Source organism: Ruegeria sp. K5 (assembly GCF_056531805.1).
The window spans coordinates 1,596,063-1,620,116 of record NZ_JBQFML010000001.1 but is presented as its reverse complement, the minus strand read 5'-3'; the positions used below and the strand labels follow the sequence as shown (position 1 = coordinate 1,620,116).

General features: G+C 59.6%; 17 protein-coding genes. 6 read left to right on the top strand and 11 right to left on the bottom strand.

The genetic code is table 11. From position 1 onward, the window contains the following. Positions 1-17 precede the first annotated feature (17 nt). Positions 18-2,684, bottom strand: coding sequence for a hypothetical protein (locus ACR0MO_RS07845; RefSeq protein WP_480890593.1), 2,667 nt, complete (start codon positions 2,682-2,684; stop codon positions 18-20). Positions 2,685-3,262: 578 nt separating this feature from the next. On the opposite strand from ACR0MO_RS07845, the gene ACR0MO_RS07840 reads away from it, so the two are divergent. Then, entirely contained in the window at positions 3,263-4,282 is a 1,020-nt protein-coding gene (locus ACR0MO_RS07840; protein ID WP_480890590.1) for a hypothetical protein, read from the top strand. An 88-nt stretch (positions 4,283-4,370) separates the two neighbouring features. On the opposite strand, the gene ACR0MO_RS07835 is transcribed toward ACR0MO_RS07840, so the two are convergent. Continuing rightward, positions 4,371-7,997 carry a two-partner secretion domain-containing protein gene (locus ACR0MO_RS07835; protein WP_480890588.1) on the bottom strand — a complete coding sequence of 1,209 codons (3,627 nt, stop codon included), beginning with the start codon at positions 7,995-7,997 and terminating at the stop codon, positions 4,371-4,373. 7 nt (positions 7,998-8,004) lie between these two features. Next, positions 8,005-9,759, bottom strand: a complete 1,755-nt coding sequence (locus ACR0MO_RS07830; RefSeq protein ID WP_170622457.1) for a ShlB/FhaC/HecB family hemolysin secretion/activation protein — start codon at positions 9,757-9,759, stop codon at positions 8,005-8,007. Between the two features lie 228 nt (positions 9,760-9,987). Between ACR0MO_RS07830 and ACR0MO_RS07825 the strand changes: the two genes are divergently transcribed. Beyond that, positions 9,988-10,815, top strand: a complete 828-nt coding sequence (locus ACR0MO_RS07825) for an ion transporter (RefSeq protein ID WP_170622668.1) — start codon at positions 9,988-9,990, stop codon at positions 10,813-10,815. A gap of 47 nt (positions 10,816-10,862) precedes the next feature. Here the strand turns inward: ACR0MO_RS07825 and ACR0MO_RS07820 are convergent, their stop codons facing one another. After that, positions 10,863-11,564: a Crp/Fnr family transcriptional regulator gene (locus ACR0MO_RS07820; RefSeq protein ID WP_170630753.1), complete on the bottom strand. Its 702-nt coding sequence runs from the start codon at positions 11,562-11,564 to the stop codon at positions 10,863-10,865. Positions 11,565-11,747: 183 nt separating this feature from the next. On the opposite strand from ACR0MO_RS07820, the gene hemA reads away from it, so the two are divergent. Beyond that, a complete protein-coding gene (gene hemA, locus ACR0MO_RS07815) occupies positions 11,748-12,971 on the top strand; it encodes a 5-aminolevulinate synthase (RefSeq protein WP_480890584.1) in 1,224 nt (407 codons plus the stop codon). Between the two features lie 53 nt (positions 12,972-13,024). On the opposite strand, the gene ACR0MO_RS07810 is transcribed toward hemA, so the two are convergent. The 7 genes from ACR0MO_RS07810 to ACR0MO_RS07780 form a co-directional block, all read right to left on the bottom strand. Beyond that, positions 13,025-13,255 carry a cytochrome C oxidase subunit IV family protein gene (locus tag ACR0MO_RS07810; protein WP_480707835.1) on the bottom strand — a complete coding sequence of 77 codons (231 nt, stop codon included), beginning with the start codon at positions 13,253-13,255 and terminating at the stop codon, positions 13,025-13,027. Positions 13,256-13,314: 59 nt separating this feature from the next. Further along, a complete protein-coding gene (locus ACR0MO_RS07805; protein WP_170622461.1) occupies positions 13,315-13,863 on the bottom strand; it encodes a cytochrome c oxidase subunit 3 in 549 nt (182 codons plus the stop codon). Further along, positions 13,860-15,782: a nitric oxide reductase activation protein NorD gene (locus tag ACR0MO_RS07800; protein ID WP_480890580.1), complete on the bottom strand. Its 1,923-nt coding sequence runs from the start codon at positions 15,780-15,782 to the stop codon at positions 13,860-13,862. The genes ACR0MO_RS07805 and ACR0MO_RS07800 overlap by 4 nt, the downstream gene beginning before the upstream one ends. 9 nt (positions 15,783-15,791) lie before the next feature. Further along, the gene (locus tag ACR0MO_RS07795) at positions 15,792-16,601 is read right to left on the bottom strand and encodes a CbbQ/NirQ/NorQ/GpvN family protein (RefSeq protein WP_170622463.1); all 810 of its coding nucleotides are present in this window, start codon (positions 16,599-16,601) and stop codon (positions 15,792-15,794) included. 5 nt (positions 16,602-16,606) lie between these two features. Further along, positions 16,607-17,974 carry a cbb3-type cytochrome c oxidase subunit I gene (locus ACR0MO_RS07790; RefSeq protein ID WP_170630743.1) on the bottom strand — a complete coding sequence of 456 codons (1,368 nt, stop codon included), beginning with the start codon at positions 17,972-17,974 and terminating at the stop codon, positions 16,607-16,609. A gap of 16 nt (positions 17,975-17,990) precedes the next feature. Continuing rightward, the gene (locus ACR0MO_RS07785; protein ID WP_170622465.1) at positions 17,991-18,440 is read right to left on the bottom strand and encodes a c-type cytochrome; all 450 of its coding nucleotides are present in this window, start codon (positions 18,438-18,440) and stop codon (positions 17,991-17,993) included. A gap of 98 nt (positions 18,441-18,538) precedes the next feature. Beyond that, positions 18,539-19,720, bottom strand: a complete 1,182-nt coding sequence (locus ACR0MO_RS07780; RefSeq protein WP_480890576.1) for an NnrS family protein — start codon at positions 19,718-19,720, stop codon at positions 18,539-18,541. 235 nt (positions 19,721-19,955) lie between these two features. On the opposite strand from ACR0MO_RS07780, the gene ACR0MO_RS07775 reads away from it, so the two are divergent. From ACR0MO_RS07775 to ACR0MO_RS07765, 3 genes are all read left to right on the top strand, one after another. Beyond that, on the top strand, positions 19,956-21,632 hold the full coding sequence (locus ACR0MO_RS07775) for a cytochrome D1 domain-containing protein (protein WP_480890574.1): 1,677 nt from the start codon (positions 19,956-19,958) through the stop codon (positions 21,630-21,632). A gap of 122 nt (positions 21,633-21,754) precedes the next feature. Beyond that, on the top strand, positions 21,755-23,539 hold the full coding sequence (locus ACR0MO_RS07770; RefSeq protein ID WP_480890572.1) for a NapC/NirT family cytochrome c: 1,785 nt from the start codon (positions 21,755-21,757) through the stop codon (positions 23,537-23,539). A 54-nt stretch (positions 23,540-23,593) separates the two neighbouring features. After that, complete coding sequence (locus tag ACR0MO_RS07765; protein ID WP_170622469.1) at positions 23,594-23,995, top strand: plastocyanin/azurin family copper-binding protein; 402 nt, start codon at positions 23,594-23,596, stop codon at positions 23,993-23,995. Positions 23,996-24,054 lie beyond the last annotated feature (59 nt).

Here is a 24,054-nt window from a genome sequence, read left to right as displayed (position 1 = left end):
CGCCGGTCTCATCAAATTCAGGACGCCAGTTGCAGCAGCCGGACTTCCAGTTGGGTCAGTTCGTCAACGGCGATGTGAAGTTTGTTCTGAACGCTGGTGAACGGGTGGTTGAGGTAATGCTGGATGCCCGCATTGCCCCGGATCTGAGCCAGCAGCGGGCGCACCTGCCGCAGGGCTTGTTCGCGCGCCTGTTTCCGGGCGGCAAGATCCTGATCCCGATCCGCGATGATGTCCGTGTGGGTCTTCAGACCCTGCAGAACCAGTTGCGAGGAGATGTTGTTCGCAAACCGCTGCAAGGCCGCCTGATCCACCACATTCTGTCCGTCGCCTTTCAGCGCATCGACCTGAGTGACAAAATCGTTCCGCACGAAATCGGCGGCATCCTGAAGGGTTCCGATGCACCGTTCGGCATAGGTGGTCAGCCCCTGCGCCAGATCGTCCCGGAAACCGGTGATCTCGCTGCGGATGAAGTCCATGCTTTGTTGCAGGTCGTTGAAACGCTCTTTGTTCTTGGCGAACTCATCCTTGGTGATCGAACGCTTTTCCAGAACCGTCAATTCATCCCGAAGATCCCGCAGCCGGGACAGATCAAAGGTTTCGGGATCGACACGGGAATGGCCTTTGAACTTGTCCAGAATGCGCTTGAGGCTGACCTTGTCGCGCAGCATCGCGTCCAGTTCGTCTTTCAGCGGTTTGGCCATGGCCGCGAATTCCTTGGCCCTGTCCTTGTTGTTCCGCCGGTCTTCCTGATCCTTGAGATAATCAGATGTGATCTGGTCCAGCTTCTGCTGATCGTGGTGGTTCAAATCAGACGTCTGCTTCAACTTCGCAAGATCATAGAGGATTTCAGCCTGCCGGGCGGTCTTCTTCTTAAGGTCGCCCATCTTTGAAAGGGCGTCGGACATATCCTCTTTGGTCAGCGCATTTTTTGCCAGTTCAAGCAGGTCTTCATGCTCGATCTTCAGCGGTCCGGCCCCTTTGGACTTTGCGAGCCGTTCGAAGAACGGGATCTTGTCATGCGGCAGAACTGCCCGGATCTTTGAAACCAGATCATCATTCACAAGCGCTGCGACCCTGTCCAAATCCTTGATCACCGCCGCGCTTTTGGTTTCAAAGTCCTTCCCGGTCTTCTCAGCCTCTTTGGCGTTTGTGTGCAGCTCTTCGAAATCGGTGCGCAGCAATTGCGAAAACTCGGTTTTCGCAGTTTCGATTGGCATCGTGGTGTAGCCCGCGCTCAGCTTGCTGACCTTTTCGGCCAGGCGCAGCCTTTCCTCGATGTAGAACCCGGCGGTCCGGCCCGAGGCCAGTTTGTCGATCTTATCCGACAGATCGGCCAGCTTTTTCTTCAGCTTGGCATAGTCACCGGCGTTATTTGCAATCCCATCCAGAATGCCCTTGGCCTTTTCCAACTCTTGCTTGGCGATGCTGTCCACGCCCTTGACGCCCGAGGCGTGCAATTCGTCCAGAAACTCGAGCGAGTCCAAAACGGCCTGCACGGTTTCCCGCGGGACCTTCTTGTTGCCCCGGCGCGGGATCTGGACGTAGACATCGTGGTCCAGATCCTTGTACGTGCCGGCCTTGCGCTCGACATGAGTCTTGTCGTCTTTTGTTTCGATCCGGCCAAGGTCGTCGCGTTTGATCAGCTTGTCGAACTGCTCGCGGACTTCGGTCGTCAGCGCCTCAAGCTCCGCATCATCCCATTCCTTGCCTTTGGCTTGCTCTTCATATCTCTCGGCGCTGGATTTGAGCAGGTTGAGGTCGCTGACAGTGCCCAGAACAGTGCGACCTTCGCGCGCCTGAATGGATGCCAGTTCGGTTTCGATATTATGCGCCCACTGATCGAACCCTTCCTTGTCCAGGCTGTTGCGAATGACGCCGATCCGGTCGCTGGTCTTGGTCAGAACGCCGATGGCCTTGCCGGTTTTCTGAACCTCGTCTTCCAGCATTCCCCAATAGGCGTGTTCTTCAGGCGCGACCTCTTGCGACAGGTCTTTCAGCTTGGCCTCAAGGGACTTTGCCAACCCGACAAATTCGATCTGACGCAAGCTGCGCGCGGCCTCTTGTGTTTTGGCGGACAGGGCTTTCAGCGCTGCCGAAGGTTCCGGCGCGGGCTGCGAAACCTGCGCCGCCAAACGGGCTGTGCGAATGTCGGACAGATCATGTTGCACATCGGTCAAGGTGGATTGCGCTTCGTCAAAACCGCCCAGTTTCGCCTGTGCCTCGGCAATCTCCAGCTTCCGGTCGCACAGGGCCAGCATCTCTGCAAGGATGCCTTGAGTGCTGTCATCAAGACCGGATGTCGGGATCAGCTTCCCTTCGGCCTCGCGCTGCTTTTTGATCAACTTCACCTGCGACTGGATAAGATCGACCTGAGATTTGTTCTGTGCCGTCGCCTGCGCGTTGCTGTCCTGCGCGCGCAATTCCTCTTGCAATTCGGCCAGTTCTTCATGGGTGGACTCGGCGTGCTCAAGCTCGCTGGCGATCAGTTGAACCGTGAACTCGGCCTGCACCTGATCCACGATTTCGCGAACCGGCTGTTCGGCTTGCACATCGGTTTCACTGGAAGTTTCCACCGACGCAGCGGGTCCGGCGTCCGGAAACGCCCATCCGCGCAATTTGTAGTAATTCTGAACCCAGTCCAATTGCTTTGGGTCCATTGTCGGGAATTCCATTGTTTCCGGCATTTAGGCTCTTACCCTTTACATATCCAGATCTTTAATTTGGAACGCAATGTGAAATAGATTACACAACCTCAGAGAGTATAACCTTTTTCACCACTTTCCTTTTCAAGACCCATACGCAGTCATCAATACGTGCCTGCCCCGATTCCAAATGCGGATCGGTTTCGGCTAAATAACCCGTAGACTGTATTCCGAGGGGGATTCAACTAAAGCAATTCAAAGTTTTCGTGTGATTTGTTACCAAGGCAGCGAAGGCTTGAACCGCATACCGCGCAGGGGTTTACGTAACCTCGCAAAAGGTAAAAACAATCCCGATCAAAACGGAAGATTTGTTGTCCGTTTGGTCAAATACAAACCCAAATTTTGTCAATTTTTCTGAAAACAGGCCCCGTTTCAGACCTGTTGATCAAAAAACCTGTAACCAAATACACGCAAATGTATATCAGGTTTAATTGTGCAGCATCGCCTCATATGCTCTTAGATCGAACTGTATGAGTCTCGGCACCCGAAAGTGCCGTAATTTCGTCCGGTGTGGAGTGATCACTGTGGATAAAGCGCAGATAAAAGAATTAAAGGCCAAATTGGCAATCGCGAAAACGAAACCGCTCAATTTCGCATTTGCCCCGGCCAAGGCGGTCGCCGACAGTGCGTGTGAACTGCACGCAACAACCAAGGCTGAAAAGCTTCGCAAGACGGTCAAGGCCGACGCGGGGGTTTCAGACAATAAGGCGGTTGTGTGGGGCGTTGCCAAACTGGAAGACAAGTTTCTTGTCATCACCTGCGAGGATGATCCCAAGCGCCCGTCCGTCAAGGCGTTGCGGCAGTTTCTGAAAGCCGCCAAGCTAAGCTTCAAGGTTCGCATTCTGGATTCCAGCGGCAAGGTGCTGGATGACGAACTTGAGGATGAAGATCAGGACACCGCCGATCAAGGCGCTGTGGCTGACGCTCCAGCTGATGAGGCCGACGACACCCCGGCTTCCGATGACCTGGGCGAGTTGCAGAAGAAATTCGAAACGCTCAGCCGCATGACCAAAACCGTTGCCGAGCAAAACCCTGATCGGTCGCAGGCCCTACTGTCGGCGCTGCAAACCATCGGCGGTCTGGTCGAGGCCGGAGATCAGGACAAGGCCCGCGCGGGGATGGCCCGTCTGGCGGCGGCGTTGAAAAAGCAGGGTTCGGCTGACCAGCCAAAGACGGATGCCAAGGCGGTCAGCGCGACCTTCAAGAAACTTGTGCAACTTCGGTCTGACACCAACGCGAATTTCGACAAGCTGATGACCACCCTTGCCCAGCAGCCGGACCCAAGGATCAGCCGCATCGCAAATGACGATTACAAAAGCGTCTTTGGCGGGGCGACCGGCCTGCTGGACAGCATCGAAACGGATCTGTTTGCAGCGGCGGGCGTCTGGAACCAGACCCAGGGCGCTGAACGAAAAGCGGCAGAGGCGGAAATCCGTCACTGCATCCAACGTTTACGCAGCCATCTGGACGGCAATGCGCTGATCGCGCTTCTGGAAGACAATCCGTTTGTATCCAGCTTGAAGATCAAGGCCCCTTTGCTGGCCGTTCTGAATGAGCTTGACGGCCAACTGGCCGCCTGATTGCTTTAGCCAGACAAAAGCCCGCCCAATCAGGGCGGGCTTTTTTTGTGCCTGAAACTCGGGTCAGCAAGATCGCTGACCCTTCGGTTTACAGACCAATCGCGCGGGACAGGCTGATTTCAGCAGATCCTACGGCTGCAACCAGCATGTCGATCTGTTGCCGCTCGACCCCTGCCAGTTCCGGATCGCTGGCCCGGATCAATGTGATGGCCTTTCGGATTTCCGTCTGCGCGGTTTGAATGGCAGCGCGCGCCTGATTGACGGCATCGCGGCGAATGGCGTCCCGCTGGGCCGCTGTGGTGGCAAGCGCCAGACGGCGGTTCGCCTCATCCCCGGCGGCGCGGATACCTGCGCTGGCGTCGCGAATGATGTCGCCGACCTCTTCCAACCCGGCCGGAAGATCATTGGCAATCGAATCCAGTTCACCGGCAAAATCGTCCAGAGCTTCGGCCAGACAGTCCAGATACTGGGTCAGGCCCTGATCCGCTGCCTCACAGCTTGCAATCGCGTCCTCAAAATCGGCCGAGACGTCCTCGACAATATCGGTTGTCCCTGTGGGGCCAACACCGGGGTTTGCGGCAGTTCCCCCACCGCCGGTGTCATCGATGATATCCGTATCGACGGTTGGTGTGACATCCACGGTGGGCACCGGCGGCAATTGCGGTGGAACAACGCTGCCGGGGCCGCCCGGAATGCCGATTGCGGGCGTAATCGTGGCGCTACCGACAAGGGCGACAACACGAAACGTTTGTCCGTTGGCGCTGTTCAGGTTGCTGGTATCAACGGTGAATGTCGTGGGGCCCACGTTCTGGCTGGCAAATGTCAGCGACTGAAAGATCGGAGAGGTATTCAGCGTGTCAGGGTCAGGTCCAAAGCGAAACTGCGACGGCCCGCCGGAAACTGTTCCGGTTGTGGTCGCTGCCGCCGTCTGACCCGCAATCGCTGTGGTCGGATCAGGAATGGCAAACACCACCGGCGAGGTTGAATAGTTGGCAGGCAAGAACCCGGCTGATCCCGGTGCCCAGACATTGTCGAAATCCCACCCCTGAGCGGATGCCAGGTCAAAGAATCCCTGCGTGTCCTGAAACTGCGCCGTCGTAAGGGCTGTTCCGCCATCGCTCGCGGTCTGGCCCGAGCTGTTGACGTCCCAGAAGGATGCGGTCACGGTTCCAAAGACCGGTGTATCGATGCCGGCTAGACGTGAGTTGTTGCCGATCAACCCCCCAACTTCATCACTTGTAGAACCCGTTGTCGTCACGACACCGGTTGAGTAGGATCGCTCGACCGAGCCTCCGGCATTTGATCCTGCCAACCCACCGACTGAAGTCAAACCGGACCCAGCCAAAGCTACGACCGCCCCTTGAGCGTAGGAATCTTGCGTCAACCCAAAGTTTGAACCGACAAGGCCCCCACCTACCAATTCGCCAAATCCAGTTTCGTCCTCAACCGTTACATTTCCAAGGCTATGAGACCGCTCAATATCCCCGAAGTTCAAACCTACTAACCCGCCAGCGGTAATGAAGTTTGCACTGGCATCAATCGGCAGGAAGGCGTTCACGGACGCGGTCGAGAAACTGTCGACAACGGTGCCGGTGTTGTTGCCAACCAGACCGCCGACAATCGCGCCACCAAGGTTGTTGTTTGCCTTTATGCTGCCGGATACGGCGACGCCGGAAATCTCTCCGGTGTTGAAACTGGCGACAATGCCGCCGGTGCCCACTGTCACGTTTGCGTTGGTCAACTGGAACTCGGTCAGCACGCCGTCGTTTGTATCTACAAAACCGCCGGATCCTGTTCCCTGATCGATCACTAGCCCGTCGATGATATTGCGATTGCCATCAAGCGTGCCCGAGAAGTTGCCGATGGGATCAAACCCGCCCGTCCATCCGGCGGTGACCGAAGCGTCGATGTTGTTGGCCAGCTCATAGTTCTGGGATCCCCGTCCCGCGCTGCCGATGCCCTGCAATCCGTAGACATCCGTGAACTGGAACGGGTTGGCCGCAGTGCCATCCCCGGCCAGCGCCCGCAGAAAGCTTGCGCCACTGCTGATCGAAAAATCCGCCGCAGCAAAGGACGGAAGTGTGCCCGAGACCTGTTCCCACGACCCCGCCAGCAGCGAGAATGCACCCACATCGATGGTGCCCCCTGCCCCGGTCGAGATCAGCCCGATCCCGTCCACCGCCCCAAGGGCGTTCAGGGTCAGGCTGCCGTTGGGTGCATTGATCGCGCCGTTGAATGTGATGGCGTTGTCCGCATTCAGCCTCAGGTCCGAGGTCGATATCCAGTCGATATCGGCGTTGATCGTGATGTTGCCGTCATCCGTGCCAACTACGTCCGAGGTATCCAGAATGACATTGCCCAGATCCAGCTGCGCCTCCAGCCCGGCTTCGGTCAGCGTGCCGGGTATGGTGATGTTCTGCGGGTCCAGCAGAAGCGTCCCCACCTCACCCTTCGGCGCGCGCAGATCGGCAAGTCCGCGATAGCGCAGGTCGACAAGGCCGGACACCTCGGCAAAACCACCGTCACCACCATTTGCCCCACCCCGGGCCGAGATGGTGCCGTTGAAATTGGTGAAGTCATCCGACCAGACGATGACCCGACCGCCATCACCCCGGTCGCCTGCATCCGCCGACAGGGTGGTGCCTGCGTCAACAAAGGTGGTCTGCGCGGTCTGCAAATCGCCGCCGCCCTGATAATCGCCCCCTACCCGGATGGTGCCGCCGTCGCCAGCGCCAAGCCCGTCGGCCCTGAGCGTCGCGCCGGTCAGGGCAATCGCTTCACCCGTGATCGTGATGCTGCCACCCGAACCGGGCCGCGCAACAGGTCTGGGAGAGCTGGCCACCTGCGCCACCGATGCCGATGTGTCAATCGTTCCACTGACCTGCACGCCACCACCGCTGCCGCCCAGCACCACCGCGCCGGAGCGGCCCGAGACCGAGCGCGCCTCGATCACGCCGGACATATTGATGACCTGACGCGCCGCGTTTCTGGCGCTGGCGGCCTGAAGATGCACGCTGCCGCCATTGGCCTCGATCCGGCCCGAGTTCGACACCAGCGCCTCCATCAAGGCGTCATCCGTGTCCGAAGGCACTGCGACCTGCAAGAACCCGTCGCCCGAGACGTCCAGCGTCACCTGCTCGCCAGCGCCCAGACCGACCTTGCCCAATGGCACCCGGATCAGGCCCGAATTGCTGACCCGCCCGCCGATCAGGGCCGCATAGCCCCCCGGCACGATCGAGATTGTCCCCGCATTCTCGACCGCTGCCGAGTTGCCGTTGCCCGTGTAACGATAGGTGCCGTTCAGAAAATCCTCGTTCGAGATGTTCAGCGAGGATGCCACAAAACCAGCCGTGCTGACACTGCCGTTCGGACCAATGAAAATACCGTTCGGATTGACCAGATGCACCTGCCCGTTGGCGTTCAGTTGCCCGTGGATCTGGCTGGTGGTGTCACCGGTTACACGCCCCAGAAACACGCTGGCAGCGCCGGGTTGGTTGATGTCGACCCGCGCGCCTTCACCGATTGAGAAGCTGTTGAAATTGACAATGGCCGCGTTCGAATTCTGATTGATGTTCAGCTGGGTATTGCTGGGCTGGCTTAGAGTCGCGGACCCCGCAACCACCGATCCACCTGTGGGCAATGCCTGCGCCAAGGCGGTCGTCGCCCATAACAGGGCGGTTGCCGAACACCAGAAACCTGTCGTAATCTGTTTCATGACGGTGCTAGAACCTGCGATTGAAAGTGATGTTGAACCGGTTGCCGTCTTCGCCAAAGTCATCGCGTTCGCCTCTTCCATATTCCACTCGTACCGATGCCGACCGATAGGCCGAATTCTCAATTGTAAAAACGTCCAGACCGACGCCATAGGACGACGCGCGGGTCGTGCCCTGCTCAAGAACGGTGGGCTGTTCAACACCCAAAACGCCATGCGCGCCAAAAACGTAGGGTTTGATGACCAGCGGCAGGCCTGCTACCGCCGTCTGCTGGCTGCGCCCCAGCTCAGCCCGCAGAACCCAGCCGTCATCCCCACGCAACTCACCCGCATCGAAGGTGGACAATTCGCTGGGCCCGGCGATGCTGAATTGTTCCGACGTCACCAGCGGATCGCCAAAGCTGGTCTGAATCCGCCCGTTCACCGAGAGAGACCAGTTGCGGTCCAGCGGACGGTCGTAGCGCGCGCCCAGAACCAGTTTGGTAAAGACCGCGCTTGCGCCCTGCCGCGACAGCGGCGTGTCATCCGGCCCGACCGAGGCGCTGGCCCCGAAGGCGTCCAGGCCCCGCGACAAGGTGGCGTTGCCCGTCAGGGATGACCCGTTCTCGAACTGCCACGTACCGTCCAGCGAGGCGCGCAGAATGCTTAGATCATCTTCAAAGATCGGCAGGGACGCCGCGCCGATGACCAGATCCTGCGAATCGCTTACCCGGTCCAGAACAAGCTGCGACGACAGGTTGACCCGGCGCGAGCGTATCCACGGATAGAAAAGCCGCAGCGACAGGCGGTCAAAATTGCTGCTGCTGGGCAAAAGATCCGCGTCCGGAAGGGTGTCGCTTGTCGTCACCTCGGCGTTGAAGGTCAGACCATTGATCCCGATTGGGATAACCGCCCCGGCGGCCAGAATCCGATATTGCGAATCGGTCGAGAAAAACCGATCCGGCGCGCCGCCCGCGCGGAAATAGAAGGTCTCACCCAGACCCAGCAGGCCGTTGGCCTCGACCCCTGCATTCAGATTGACCGGTCCCAGCGTGTCCGATAGCGAATTGTCGAACCCGAAAGACCCGGTGAAGGTGCGAAACTCACCATCCAGCGTCAGAACAGTGCCGCCCCGGCTGTCGCCTTGTGACAAGGTCGAAGACAAACGGATGCCAAAGGTATCCCCGGCCAGCAACAAGGCGCGTTCGATGTCGTTCAGCAGGATACCGCGCTGTCCGATCAGCGGGTTTGTCACCGCCTGAACCCGCGCCCGGGCGGGCTCGGGAACACGGGATGCATCTATGCGCTCGACAAAACCGTCGATCACCACGATCCGCAACGTTCCCCCATCCAGCAGGGTTTGCTGCGGCAGGACCACGCGGCTAAGTGCATAACCTGCGGTTGTATATGCGTTTTCCAAACGTCGGGTGGCCCCGAATATCTCGGATACCGCAACACGCTTCCCGCGCAGGTTTTCGACGAAGGCCTCATTCGCGCCGGATAGCTGAGGCAACGCCCCTTCGATCTCAACCTGCCCAATTGTGACAAACAACTGATCCGCACCCGCCGGTGCCGGGGCTCCGGGATCGCGGGCAACGGTGACCGGCCCTGTGCTGCGCTGATTCTGCGGCTGAAAGGTGGATGGGGCAAGGTTGGATGCAGTCTGCGCCAGCGCGGTACCACCCACCCAAGTCACCATCAAACCCAGGGCCGCAGCCCCCAAAACCGAGGGCCGTCGCCTGATCACCCAAAGGCGCAACGCCTGTATACTTGTTAAAAACATCATCATGAATGACCCAATCGCGCGGATCGCACACCGGTTGCAACCCTCGCAAGATCAACACGCCGAGAGCGAGTTGTCACAATTGACCCTTGCTGAAATGCAAAGACGGTAACCGCCAATCACGACCACGTCAGGCGTCTTTCATCTGATCGACAACCGACCCAAAGCTTTGGATATACGCATCCCGGTACAAGTTTCAGGAGTCCTGGTAAGGTGGAAGCTACATCGACAATGAGCCTGCGCGACAAAGCCCGTATCTTTGTCGAATTGCCCGTGGTCACGAATGTCATTCTCGGCCTGATCATTTTCAACGCGATCACGCTAGGGTTGTCCACGTCTGACTGGGTCAAGGACAGTGTCGGCCCGGCGCTGGCGCTGCTGGACAAGATCGTCCTGTTCATATTCGTGGCCGAATTGTTGCTGAAACTCTTTGCCTATCGGCTGGAATTTTTCCGAAACGCCTGGAACATTTTTGACCTGGTTGTGGTCTGCGTCGGGCTGTTGCCGGAACGCGAGGGCCTGTCCGCCCTGCGGGGGCTGCGCGTCATCCGGGCAATGCGTCTGCTGTCAGTCATTCCCCAGATGCGCGCTGTGGTGAAAGCCCTTTTGGACGCGCTGCCGGGTATGGGCGCGGTGATCATCATGATCTCGATTGTGTTCTATGTCTTCGCAGTCATGGCAACACTGATGTATGGACCGGATTTCCCGGAATGGTTCGGAACGTTGGGGCGGTCTCTTTACACGCTGTTCCAGATCATGACGCTGGAAAGCTGGTCAATGGGCATCGTGCGCCCGGTGATGGAAGAACACCCGACCGCCTGGATTTTCTTTGTGCCCTTTATCGTCATCACCGCGTTTTCGGTTCTGAACCTGTTCATCGGTCTGCTGGTCAACACCATGCAGTCGGCGGTTGAAGACGAAGCAGGCCAGGAATTCTCGCGCCTGCGCGAGCTGGTCCGCAGTGAAACCGACATCGTCGACAGGAACGTGATCGAGCTGCTGGCTGAGGTGAAGAAACTACGCACAGAGGTCGCGGCACTGAAAGATGACGGCAAATAAATCCGGTAACTCAGTTCGGTAATCCCGATCCCACGAGGGAAATCCGCTTACCAGGACTTCCCGCTGTAAGGCTCGTCTTCAACATATTTTCGCAAAGCGTCGATGTCCGAGATCTCGGCATGGTTGCGGTTGATTTTTACGCCCACTGTCTTGAGCCGCGAAAAGGCGCGGCTCAGGCTTTCGGGCTTCATTCCCAGACGGCCCGCGATCAGCATTTTGTCATAGGGCAAGGACACATCACATTCGCCCGCATCGCAATCACACAGGTTCAGCAGAAATTCGGCCACGCGCTGCGCGCCAGTCTGCGCCTTCAGTTGTTCAAGCTGGGCCACCAGTGAATGCAGATGTGTAAAAGTTGACGCCAGGATCGAGATTCCGATTTCGGGATCCTCTTTCATCAATGAGATCAGGATCGGGCTGGGAATATGCATCACCTCGCAGGTCGAAACAGCCTCGGCCGAGACCGGGTACGGCACGTTGCGCAGGGCGACGGCCTCGCCAAAACTGTCGCCGCGTTTGAAAACGCTCACGACCGCCTCGGCGCCGGTTGGGGTCATGCGGAACAGCTTGACCCATCCGGCCAGCACCACGTGAACGGCCTGCGCGGTCTCTTCCTGCAAAAATATTGTCTCACCCCGATCATACTGACGCCAGATCGCGTGGCTCAGCAGTGTTTCCACATGCTGATCCGGTAAACTGCGCAGCAGCAGCGACTGGCGCGCGATTGCCTTTTGTGGCTCATGCGACATGAATATACCCCGTGTCTTTCCCGCCGCCCTTCAAGCACGGCCAGATCACCCTGTCCTTAAGCTATATCAAACTGGGCGCGGGTCTGCTCTGTTAAAGCCTGCGCCACTTGACAATTGTCATGTTGCGGTACGCGCCGCTGCCTTACGCTTGATCCAAAGCCAGTAATCCGGGGAGCCCGCAACATGGACTACGAGCGATTCTTTACCCAGAGCCTTGATGACCTTCGGGACGAAGGCAACTATCGCGTCTTCATCGATTTGCAACGCCGCTGCGGGTCTTTCCCGAATGCGCGCCAAACCGATGGGCCGGTCCAGCGGGACGTTCGGATCTGGTGTTCGAACGACTATCTTGGAATGGGCCAAAACCCGGCGGTGATTTCGGCAATGCACGACGCCCTGGACCGCTACGGCGCGGGCGCGGGCGGGACGCGGAACATATCCGGCACCACCCATGATCATGTGCTGCTTGAGGCCGAACTGGCCGATCTGCACGGCAAGGAAGCCGCGCTGCTGTTTACCTCGGGCTATGTGTCAAACTGGGCCGCGCTGGGGACACTGGCGGCGAAAATCCCCGGACTGATCGTGTTTTCGGACGCACTGAACCACGCTTCGATGATAGAAGGCATCCGCCATTCACGGGCGCAAAAGGTGATCTGGAAACACAACGATCTGGAAGACCTTGAGGCGAAACTGGCCGCTGCAGACCCGGATGCGCCAAAGATGATTGCCTTTGAATCGGTCTATTCAATGGATGGTGACATCGCCCCCATCAAGGAAATCTGCGATCTGGCCGACAAATACGGCGCGATGACCTATCTGGACGAGGTGCACGCCGTTGGTTTGTACGGCCCGCGCGGCGGCGGAATCGCTGAACGCGAAGGCCTGATGGATCGCCTGACCGTGATCGAAGGGACACTGGGCAAAGCCTTTGGTGTGGTCGGCGGATACATTGCGGCCTCAGCCGCGCTGTGCGATTTCGTGCGCAGTTTTGCCAGCGGGTTCATCTTTACAACCGCTTTGCCCCCGTCGATTGCCGCCGGGGCTGCCGCCTCGATCCGGCATTTGAAACAGTCGAATGCCGAACGTGACCTGCAAAAGGCCCGCGTGGCCCAGGTCCGCGCGCGGCTGGATGCCGAGGGCATTCCACATCTTCCCAACCTCAGCCACATCATCCCGGTGATGGTGGGCGATCCGGTGAAGTGCAAGTTCATCTCGGACACGCTGCTGGAGGAGTTTGGCATCTATATCCAACCTATCAACTATCCCACGGTCCCGAAAGGAACCGAACGTCTGCGGATCACGCCGTCACCGGTTCATACCGATGAAGATATCGACCATCTGGTGGGGGCGTTGTCAGTCCTTTGGCAGCGCTGTCAGATCGCGAGGATGCCGATGGCAGCCCAATAAACAAAGCCTCCCTTTGCTTTGCAGACTGCCGTCCCTGTCGGGGGCGGCTTTTTTCAGATCAGGTAGAGGCCAAAGATCAACAGCGAGAAGATGGTGAGAACCATGGTGAACCCGCGTAGCCAGTTTGGGCTGTGGGCCAGATCAAGGTATAGCGCGAGGATCAGCCGCGTTTTGATCAGGGCGAGAACCAGCACACCGGCAGCCACCACCTTTGGGCTGTGCAGCAGGGTCAGCAGCGCCGACGCAAGGCTGAGCGCCAGCAGGCCAAGCCAGGCGCGGGTCAAAGGGTCGGGACGCCTCCGGCGGCCGTTTTTGGAACGAGAAGAAGACAGGGGCATCTCGCTTATCCCAGCAGGTAGATCACGGGGAACAGCATGATCCAGACCAGGTCGACCATGTGCCAGAACTGTGCCCCCGCCTCGATGTTGTTTGGATCATCGCGCCAGGCGACCAGCAGCAGAATCGCGACCCCCGCCAGGACATGGGCGGCGTGAAAGCCGGTCAGCAGATAGTAAAACAGGAAGAACGGGTGGGTTTCATAGGTGATACCCTGCGCGGCCTTGCCGGTGTATTCCACGCCTTTGATGATCAGGAACACGATCCCCAGCGCCGCGGCCCCGGTCAGGGCGAGCCGGGATTTGAGGCGGCGTTCGGCGCGGCGCCAGCGCAACGCTAGCGCGGCAAGATAGCCTGAGGTCACAAGGACCACGGTATTGAAAGCCGCGCCAGTGCGATAGAGATGCGATTGCGCCTCGGCAAATCCTGCCGGGTCGGTCAGGCGGACGCCCATGAAGGCGATCAGGCCCGCGCCGAACACCAGCAGTTCCGAGATAATCAGCACCCACATCAGCAACTCGCCCGGAAGCTCGTCGATCAGAGAGGCGTCGCTCATGCGCCGACCAGTTGGCGGTAGATCTGCGGCAACGCCATGGTCAGGCGGTGCGGGTCGGGGATGACCGCGAAACCACCCTGTCCGAACATGCGTGGGAACCAGCTTTTGCCGGTCTTGTCGATGGTGACGCCAAAGACCGAATGCCCGGTCCGGCGCGCTTCGCGAACGGCCATGCAGGTGTCTTCGATCCCGTGGCGGCCTTCGTAATGGTCCAGATCGTTGGGCTTGCCGTCGGTGATGACCAGCAGCAAGCGGCGTTTGCGCGACTGCGCCGCCAGATCGGCAGAGCAATGGCGGATCGCCGCGCCCAGCCTGGTGTAGTGGCCCGGGCGCAGCGACGCGATGCGTTGTTCAACCTTGGTGCCCATCGGCTCGTCAAACCGTTTGCAGCGCTGCACATAGACGCGCTGGCGTTTCAGCGAGCTGAAGGCATGGATGGCGAAATCGTCGCCGCAGGCATTCAGGCCCCAGGCAAGCGCGGCCAGTGCTTCACGCTCGATGTCGATCACGGCGCGGCCCGTGACGGCGCTTTCAGTGGATCGGCTGACATCCAGCAGGATGGACACTGCCAGATCGCGTGCCTCGGGGCGGGATTGCATCCAGACACGTTCGTTGCCTTCGCCACTGGCATGCCGGTCCGCTTGCGCACGCACTGCGGCTTCGATGTCCAGCTGATCGCCGTCCAGATGGCCGCGTGTCATCACGCGACCGGGGCGCAGCGCTTCGAACTGGCGTTTGACGGCGCGAATGCGAGGGGCGGTGGCTGGGTCTTTGCCAAACTCGGCGGCATCCTCGCGAATATCGGCGTCCGAGAGCAGGACGTTGACGTGATCCGGCAGGTACTGGCCGGTGCGTACATCCCATTCAGGGTACAGGATACGGCCCGACAGACGCTCGCGATTCACATCCTCCGGAGCCAAATCCAGATGCAGTTTCAACCGCGTCGGCGGCGCTTTGGAGATCTGGCCCAGCCCGATCTCTTCCTGATCGTCGGCGGCCTTTTTGGCGTTGTCGGGGTCGTCATCGTCGATGCGCCGGTTGATGTTCAGGAACTCGGCCCAGCTTAGGATGGCTTCGAACTTGTGCAGGATAAAACTGTCACTGCGGCTCGCCTGATCGGATTTGCGGCGGCGGGCGCGGTGGGTTTTCTCGCCCGATTCCTCGGGCGGGCCTTCGGTTTCGGGGTTTTCGACCTCATTGTGTTCAGAGAAGCCGACAGCGCGCAGTTCCGGCCATAACGGGACAGGGCGGAACGACTGGTAACCGCGCGGGGCGGTCAGATCGGCGTCCAGCGCCAGCAATTCCTTGGCCCTGTCGGACAGGGGTGCGGGATCGCCCAGCATGTTGCGGATCAGGTCTTCGACTGCGGCTTCAACAGGCGGCAGGTCGGGGACGTCGCGGTGATGCAGCAGACCTTTGCAAAGCTCAACGTAAAGCGGGCGCAGGCCCGGCGCGTCCTCCAGTGTCGCGTCAATCATCTGTTGTGCAGCGGTCAATGCGCGCAGATCGGCGCGCAGCGGATCTTCCTCGTCAATGCGGGTTCCGGCATGGGCCGCCGCGGCGGCCAGCCAGACATAGAGCGCGCCATTGGCCTCGCGCGCGGGGAAAACCGACAGGCTGTCGGGCAGGCGCAGAACCTCACCGTCGAATGAGGCGCGCGGCATCATCTCGGCCTCGGTCGCCAGACGGCGGCGCCAGTTCAGACGGTGGTGTGAAATTTCGGGTGAGACCGGGCGCAATTCAACGCCCGGGCTACCCCCAAGTCCCCGAAAGAGGACGGCCAGCCGCCCCGCGACCTCTGAGAGGTCGACCGCGGCTCCAACATGCACCTGGGGTGCATCGAGGCGGCTGGCAAGGGTGTGCCACAGTTTCCCGATCGTTTCTTCGGGTTCCCATGGCTCAAAATCGATCTTGACCATCGGCCGGCCTCACCCAAAGACAGCCGTGACAAGATCGAGGAGCCCGCGTTTGATGTCCTCGTCATCAGTCAGAGGTTCAATCATGGCGGCAAGGATGGCGCGGTCGGTGGACATGCCTTGCGCAATAAGCGTCGCGGCATAAACGACCAAACGGGTGGAGACGCCTTCCTCAAGGTCCTGACCCTTCAGCCCGCGCAACTTGCCGGCCAGTCGGACCAGCGGCTTGCAGCGTTCCAGCGGCAGGCCACTTTCCTGTGCGACGACCTCGGCCTCCATCTGAGGCGAGGGGAAGTCGAACTCCAGCGAAATGAACCGCTGCCGGGTCGAGGGTTTCAGGGTTTTCAGGATATTCTGATATCCCGGGTTGTATGAGGCCACCAGCATGAAGCCGGGGGCGGCTTCAAGCTCTTCGCCGGTGCGGTCGATCGGCAGGATGCGCCGGTCGTCGGTCAGCGGGTGCAACACAACGGTCACGTCCTTGCGGGCCTCGACCACTTCATCAAGGTAGCAGATCGCGCCCTCGCGCACCGCCCGGGTCAGGGGGCCATCGACCCAGACGGTCTCGCCACCTTTCAGCAGGTAGCGCCCGATCAGGTCGGCGGCGGCAAGGTCATCGTGGCAGGCCACGGTATAAAGAGGGCGGCCCAGACGAGCGGCCATATGGGCCACAAACCGGGTCTTGCCGCAACCTGTCGGACCTTTCAGCAAGACCGGCAGATCATTCTTGTAAGCAGCGCAGAACACATCGCATTCATCGCCTTGAGCGAGGTAGAAGGGGGCGTTTGCCACCCCCTCGTTCATTTTCATGGAGCCGTCCATATCCATCACTCCGCAGGGGTTTCGGCCGCGCCGGGTTCAATGATCTCTTTCCGGGGGACCCAGATCGAGTAGATGAACAGCAGCGCACCCAAGACGACCACCACACCAGAGCCAAAGCGCATCCAGTAGAAGATCGCGATCTGGTCTTGGACATCCATGAAGTAATCTCCGACCACGCGCTGCATATGGGTCTGCACGGTTCCGCCGAAGGTCAGGACAAAGGTCATGAAGACCATGCCGCTGGTCATCAGCCAGAACGAGCCCATGTTCAGCACCTGATTATACGGATCACGGTTCTTGAGGATCGGCATGGCATAGCTGAAGATCGCCAGGTTGAGGCAGACATAGGCACCATAGAAGGCCAGGTGACCGTGTGCGGCAGTGATCTGCGTGCCGTGGGTATAGTAGTTCACCCCGTGCAGCGTGTGCAGGAAGCCCCAGACACCGGCCCCAAAGAAGGCGAGCGTGGCACAGCCCAGCGACCACAGCAACGCGGCCTTGTTGGGGTGGTCCCGGCGGCCCTTCCAGACCATGACGAAGGCAAAGGCCATCATCGCGAAGAACGGGATCACTTCGAGGCTTGAGAAGATGGACCCGATCCACTGCCAGTACGCAGGCGTACCGATCCAGTAGTAGTGGTGGCCCGTCCCAAGGATGCCCGAGAACAGCGCGGCGGCGACGATGACGTATAGCCATTTTTCGACCACCTCACGGTCAACACCGGTCAGTTTCAGCATCAGGTAGGCCAGGATCGAGGCCATGATCAGCTCCCACACGCCTTCGACCCACAGGTGGACGACATACCACCAGTATTGCTTGTCCAGGGACAGGTTGCCGGGGTTGTAGAAGGCAAACAGGAACAGCAGCGCCAGACCCCAAAGACCCAACAGAAGGATGTTGGTAATTGCGGTTTTCTTGCCTTTCAGAACGGTCATCGACACGTTGTAAAGGAAGATCAGCGCCGCCACGACGATACCGGCCTTGACCCATTTGGGCTGTTCAAGGAACTCGCGCCCCTCTTTGCCCAGCAGCCAGTTGCCTTCGAACAGGTTGAACACATAGGTCACAACCACGCCCAGCGTACCGACCACAAGGATGATCAGCTGCAGATAGGCCAGCTTGGGCGAATGGATCTCGCGTTCGGCTTCTTCCGGGATCAGAAAGTAGGCCGCCCCGAAGAAGCCCAGGATCAACCAGACGATCAGAGAGTTGGTGTGCAGCATCCGCACGATGTTGAACGGCAGAAGCTCGCTCAGGAAGTTGGGCGACACATAGATCAGACCGGCCAGAAGGCCGCCCAGAACCTGTATCGCAAACAGGGCCATGGCTACTGCAAAGTAGGCATAGGCGATTTTTTGGGTTTCGTATTTCATTGCTCCGTTCCCTTTCTCAGCCCGCCTCGTTGGGCGGCCAGCCCTGAGCGTCGATATTGTCCGTCCAGATCAGGAAGTTGGTCAGGTCACGAAGCTCTTCGTCGCTGAGGTTGAAATTGGGCATCTGCCGACGACCGGGAATTCCGGTCGGCTGCGCCTCCATCCAGCCCTTGAGCGCCTCAAAGGCTGATTCCGGGTCGTCCAGCACGCCCCATCGGGTCATCACGTTCGCAACTTCGGGCGCAAAGTAAGCGCCTTCACCCAGGATCGTGTGACAGTTGATACAGGCGTGTTTTTCCCAGACGTGCTTGCCCCGCACCACGCTTTCATCAAGCTTCGCCGCGTTTTCGGATCGCACGATATACAGGTGGGAATGGGCCGACAGGGCCAGAAAGATGAGGATGAAGAACAGGGACCCGCCATAGAAAATATTGCGGGCCATGCTCTTTGTCATGACTTCTCGCATCGCGCTCTCCTTTGCGCAGATTAGCTAGTCTGGTCACAATGGCGGTAAGGGCGCGGTGGCTCCTTAACGAAAGTCAAGACTATGGAAAGGAAGTCGGATCAGCCTGATTTGGCGGCCTTCGGGCCGGTTAATGCGGGCCACATGGCGACAAGATACAGCGCAAAAGCCGCGACCCAGAGACCGTCGGACAAAAGCATCGCCACCAGATACCCGGCATTCATTTCGGCCCCGACCCAGCGCGACAAAGCAGCCACCGCCATCAGCCCATAGGCCACAACCATCGGCGCAGGCGCAACCAGCGCCCGCCCGCTATGCCCCAGCGCGGCGCGGCTCATGACCGCAAGGGTCATGCCACCGACGCAGCCGATGCCCAAAACATGCAGGGCGGCGACCTCGTTCCCAAGGCCCAGAACCGCCAGCCCCCAAAGGATCAGACCCAGCGCCAGCATGGCCAGCCCCAGATGCAGCGCCAGCAGAATCGGTTGCCGGGCCGCCCAGACCGCGCGCCAGCGGGCCATGCGCATAATCTGCACAACGCCCAAAACCAGCGCCAACCCGCCTGCCACCGGCCCGACCCCCAGGACCAAGGCACAGAGCGGCACCAGCAAGGCCAAGGCGATTCCTGCCTTGTCGAATGTCGGGGCCGAGACCGGCCAGTTGACCTCGGGCACGCCTGCGCGCTTCATCGCGTTGCGCGTGAAGGCCGGCGTGATACGCCCGCCCAATATGGCGATCATCGCACACAGGGTCAGAAGCCCGGCCCGAAGCCCGGTTTGCAGCGTGTCGTTGGTGATCCCCATCCATTCCAGATGAGTCATCAGATCCGCCACCCAGATTAGGCTGAGCAGAACCAGAAAGACCATGTTCTGCGGTTTCGGACGTTTGATCAGCTGCGTCAGGATCTTGGCGGCCAGAATCGGTACAAAGGCCAGATCGACCACAGCCACCAGCGCCGCAGGCAGAGCCCCCGAAAACCACATCGCCATCCGACCGGCCAGCCACAGACCTGCAGCCAGGGTTATGAACCGCGCGCGCGCGTCCGGCGCGCCGGTCCAGTTCGGGACGGCGGTCAGGAAAAACCCGCCAAGCGCCGCCGTTGCATAGCCAAAGATCATCTCATGCGCGTGCCACATGGGCGGCGTCATGCCGTATTCCGGCGCCAGATAGGGCACTGTCAGCCACAGGCCCCAGACCAGACCGACAAACAGGCCATAAAGACCGGCCGACAGAAAAAATACACGGAACCCTTCACCAAAAACGCGTGTGATGATTGCGGGCATTGCTGCTCTCCTTGGTGTTTTCCAAGCCCTAGCAATGCGCTCCTGACCGCGACTTAACCAAAATCAAAAGCTGCGGAAAATATGACCCTCAGACACAGGTTTTTTAAAGTGCCTGAGGGGCCCCTTTTTCCGCTTTTGTTTACGAAATGCCGGGGCAGCGTTGACTTTCGTCAAGGATGACAAACGCGTGATGTCCCACCCTTGGACCTGCCTCACCAGCAAATGGAGAGTGATCATGTCACTTGGAATCAGCTACAACAAAACTGGCCGCGCCTTCGGGGTCGGTTTGGCGATGCTGCTGGGCAGCGTCGCCGCGCCAACCTTCGCTGAAGGCCCGACACTTAGCGACGAAGCCTTCGAGTCTTCCAAGCAACTTTACTTTGAACGCTGCGCCGGTTGCCACGGCGTGTTGCGCAAGGGTGCCACCGGTAAAAGCCTTGAACCGTTGGTGAAAACAAAGAATGCCGATGGTACCGTGACCGAATCCGGGACCCTGAAACTGGGTCAGGATCGGCTTGAAAAGATCATCGCATGGGGCACCGAGGGCGGGATGAACAACTTCTCGGACGTGATGTCCGAGGATGAGATCCGCGATATGGCGACCTATATCCAGATGGAGCCGCCCAAGCCGCCCGAGATGTCGCTTGAACAGATGATGGCGACCCGCAAGGTCTATGTCGAACCCGAAGATTACCCGACCGAGCCGCTGCATGGCCGCAACTGGGAAAACTTCTTCGTGGTCATCGAACGTGACGTGGGCAAGGTGGCCGTGATCGACGGCGACACCAAGGAAGTGCTGGCGCATATTCCGACCGGTTACGCGGTGCACGTGCTGAAAGCGTCCGAGCACCACAAACTGGAAGAGCCGGAAAACCCGGGCCGCTTCTGGTACACCATGGGCCGCGACGGCAAGATGACCAAGATCGACCTGTGGCAGAACCCGGAAAACATGCTGGTGGCCGAAGTGACCATTGGCTATGACGCCCGCGACGTGGCCGTGTCGGGTGACGGTAAATACGTGATCGGTGGGGCCTATTGGCCGCCGCATTTCGCGATCGTCGACGCCCACACGATGGAGCCGAAAAAGGTCGTCTCGACCCGTGGCTACAACGTGGACGGGGATTATGTGGAAGAGGCCCGCGTGGCCGCAATCTACACCACCCCGAACGAGCCCACATGGATCGTGGCGGTCAAGGAACTCGGTCAGTTGTGGCAGGTGGACTATACCGACCTGGACAACCTGCGGATCGACAAGATCGACAGCGCCAAGTTCCTGCATGACGGGTTCTTCGATCCAACCGGCCGTTACTTCCAGATCGCCGCAAACGCGTCGAACAAGATGGTTGTGGTCGATACCGAGACCCACAAGCTGGAAGCTCTGATCGACACCGCGCCGCTGCCGCACCCCGGCCCGGGCGCCAACTGGGATGATCCGAACTGCGGTCCTGTTGCCGGAACAACCCACCTGGGCGAAGGTACGGTCACCGTTTGGGGCAACGACCCCGAAGGCCACCCGGATCAGGCATGGCAGACCTGTTATGAGGTCGAAACCGACGGACCCGGTCTGTTCATCCGGACGCACCCGGAATCAGATTACATCTGGGCGGACCAGACCAAGCACCCCGAGCCTGAGATCCAGCAATCGGTGCAGGTCATCGACAAGGCAACCGGTGAGATCGTGAAAACGATCCAGATCACCGAAGAGGAAGGCAACGTCGCCGTCCACTTCGAGTTCAACCAGGACGGATCCGAGGTTTGGGTTTCCAAGTGGAACCGCTCGACCTCGAAAGAACCGAACGGTGAGATCGTGATCTACGACGCCAAGACGCTGGAAGAGATCGGCCGCGTGAAGGGGCTGTTTGCTCCGACCGGGAAGTTCAACGTCTACAACCGCTCGAACCACGTCACCTGACGGGTTCGCAGCCCAAATCGGAAAGGGCGGGCCCCTCGCCCGCCCTTTCTTCGTTTTCCCCATCAGCTAAACGCGCCGGCCTGACACGCCGGGCCAGTTAGAACAGCCAACGGAGCCCGGATATGACCTCCGAACCTGATAAAAAACCACCGATCTGGCGCCGGTATTTCCTGTGGGGGATGCCCGTGGCCGGTTTCGCTGCGGCCTTTGCCGCTGGCATTATCTTCTGGGGCGGATTCAACACCGCCATGGAAGCGACCAACACCAAGGAATTCTGTGTCTCGTGCCACGAGATGCGCGATTTCGTCTATGAGGAATACACCGGCACGATTCACGACGTGAACCGATCCGGCGTCGGCGCGGTCTGTTCCGACTGCCACGTGCCCAAGGACTGGACCCACAAGATCATCCGCAAGATCAAGGCCTCGAAAGAGCTGTATGGCAAGATGGTCGGCACCATCAACACACGCGAAAAATTCGAAGCCAAGCGCGTGCATCTGGCGATGAACGAATGGGAACGGATGAAGGCCACCGACTCGCGCGAGTGTCGTAACTGTCACGATTTCGAATCGATGATGCCCGAGTTCCAGAAACCCCGCGCCCGTCAGCAGCACCTGAACGCCATGACCGTTGGCCAGACCTGTATCGACTGTCACAAGGGGATCGCACATTCGGACGCCCGCGACCGGGCCGACGAAGGGTATCTGGAAGAACTCGAAGCCCCGAACCCCGCGTTCATCCGCGAAATCCCGGCAGAATACCTGGCCAGCCTCGAGCGGATCGAAGCCAAGGAAGCCGCCGAAGCCGAGGCCGAAAAAGCCGCGCGTGTGGCTCAGCAGGAAGCTGTGCAGGCTCAGATCGCGGCAGCGGTTGACGCGGCGGTTGCGGAAGAACGGGCCAAAGCTTCGGGCGAAGAAGCGGCTGCACCGGCCGGTGGCGGCAGCGATGTCGGCACGAATGTCGATTGGGCTGCGGTGCCAACTGCGGATATGAAGCTGTTCTACCCCGGTCAGGCCTCGTTCGAATGGGTCCAGAACGGCAGATCCCACGGCGGCGCACGGCCTCTGACCAAAGGCGGGGACAAATGCACCACCTGTCACGCCGCCGAACTGGATGCGATCGGCAACAAGATCGTGGCTGGTGGCGAGCTGGAACCAACGCCGATCCCTGGCAAACGCGGTGTGATCGACGCAACCGTTCAGGCAGCGCATGATGATGAAAATCTCTACATCCGCCTGCAATGGCCGGATGCAGGTCACAACCCGGCGCCGTTTGTCGACGGTGGCAAGATGGACCCCGACAACCAGATCAAGGTTGCCATGATGATCACCGGCACCGGGATCGAGTTGGGTGATCAGGTGGGTTGCTGGGCCTCGTGCCACGCCGACAACAGCTATATGCCCTTTGATCCGGGTGCCGAGGCGATTGCCGCCAACGGGGACGTCTCGGGTCGTCTGACCGCACAGGACACGGTGACCAAATACATCAGCGAAAGCCGGACCGAGGTCGAAATCAAAGGCCGTCGCGGCAAGGCGCTGGGTGGTTGGGACAAGCTGCAAGCGGCAGAGCAGATCGAGCAATACCTGGCAGACGGCACCTATCTGGACCTGATGCGGGTTTATGCGGACGGCAGCGCCACCAATGGCTATCTGCTGGAACAGCGTGTGGTCAATGACGGTGACATCGCCGCCTCGGCCAGCCTTGATGCAGGTATGTGGACCGTGGTCTTCACCCGTCCGCTGAACTCGGGCGCAGCCGGTGATGTGCCGCTTGAGGCCGGGCAGACCTATACCGTCGGCTTTGCCATCCATGATGACTTTGCCGCCGCACGGTTCCACCACGTGACGCTGGATACCAGCCTTGCGCTGGACGACGACAGCGCCTTCATCAACGTGGTCAAACAATAATGGACAGGGGCCGGATAATCCGGCCCCTTCCGCTTAGAAGAGGAGATTTGGACGATGAAACCCCAACACCTTCTTCCCGCGCTGCTGCTTTTGGCTGCGCCCGCCTGGGCCGATGACACTGCCGAACTGTGTGCCGAGGCCGAAGACCGCTATGTCGAGCTGTTCGGTCAGCCCTCTTCCGCTGTCGAGGATGCCGAGGTGGTGCTGATGTATAAATACACGTTCTGCCCGGTCGAGTTGACGGTCAAGGCAGGCACAACGGTGCGCTGGGTGAATGTGGACAAAAGGACCAGCCATTCCGTGTTGCTCAAAGACGGCAGCGCGCCTGAAAGCGATCGTTTGTTCCCTGAGGAATCGGTTGATCTGACCTTCTTAACCCCCGGTCCGCGGGACTATCTGTGCGGCCCGCATTGGGAGACGCAGAACATGATCGGAATGATCACCGTCGAACCCTAAGGCAGGACTACAGGCAAGAGAAAGGAGCGCGGGCGCAAATCCCGCGCTCCTTAACTTTA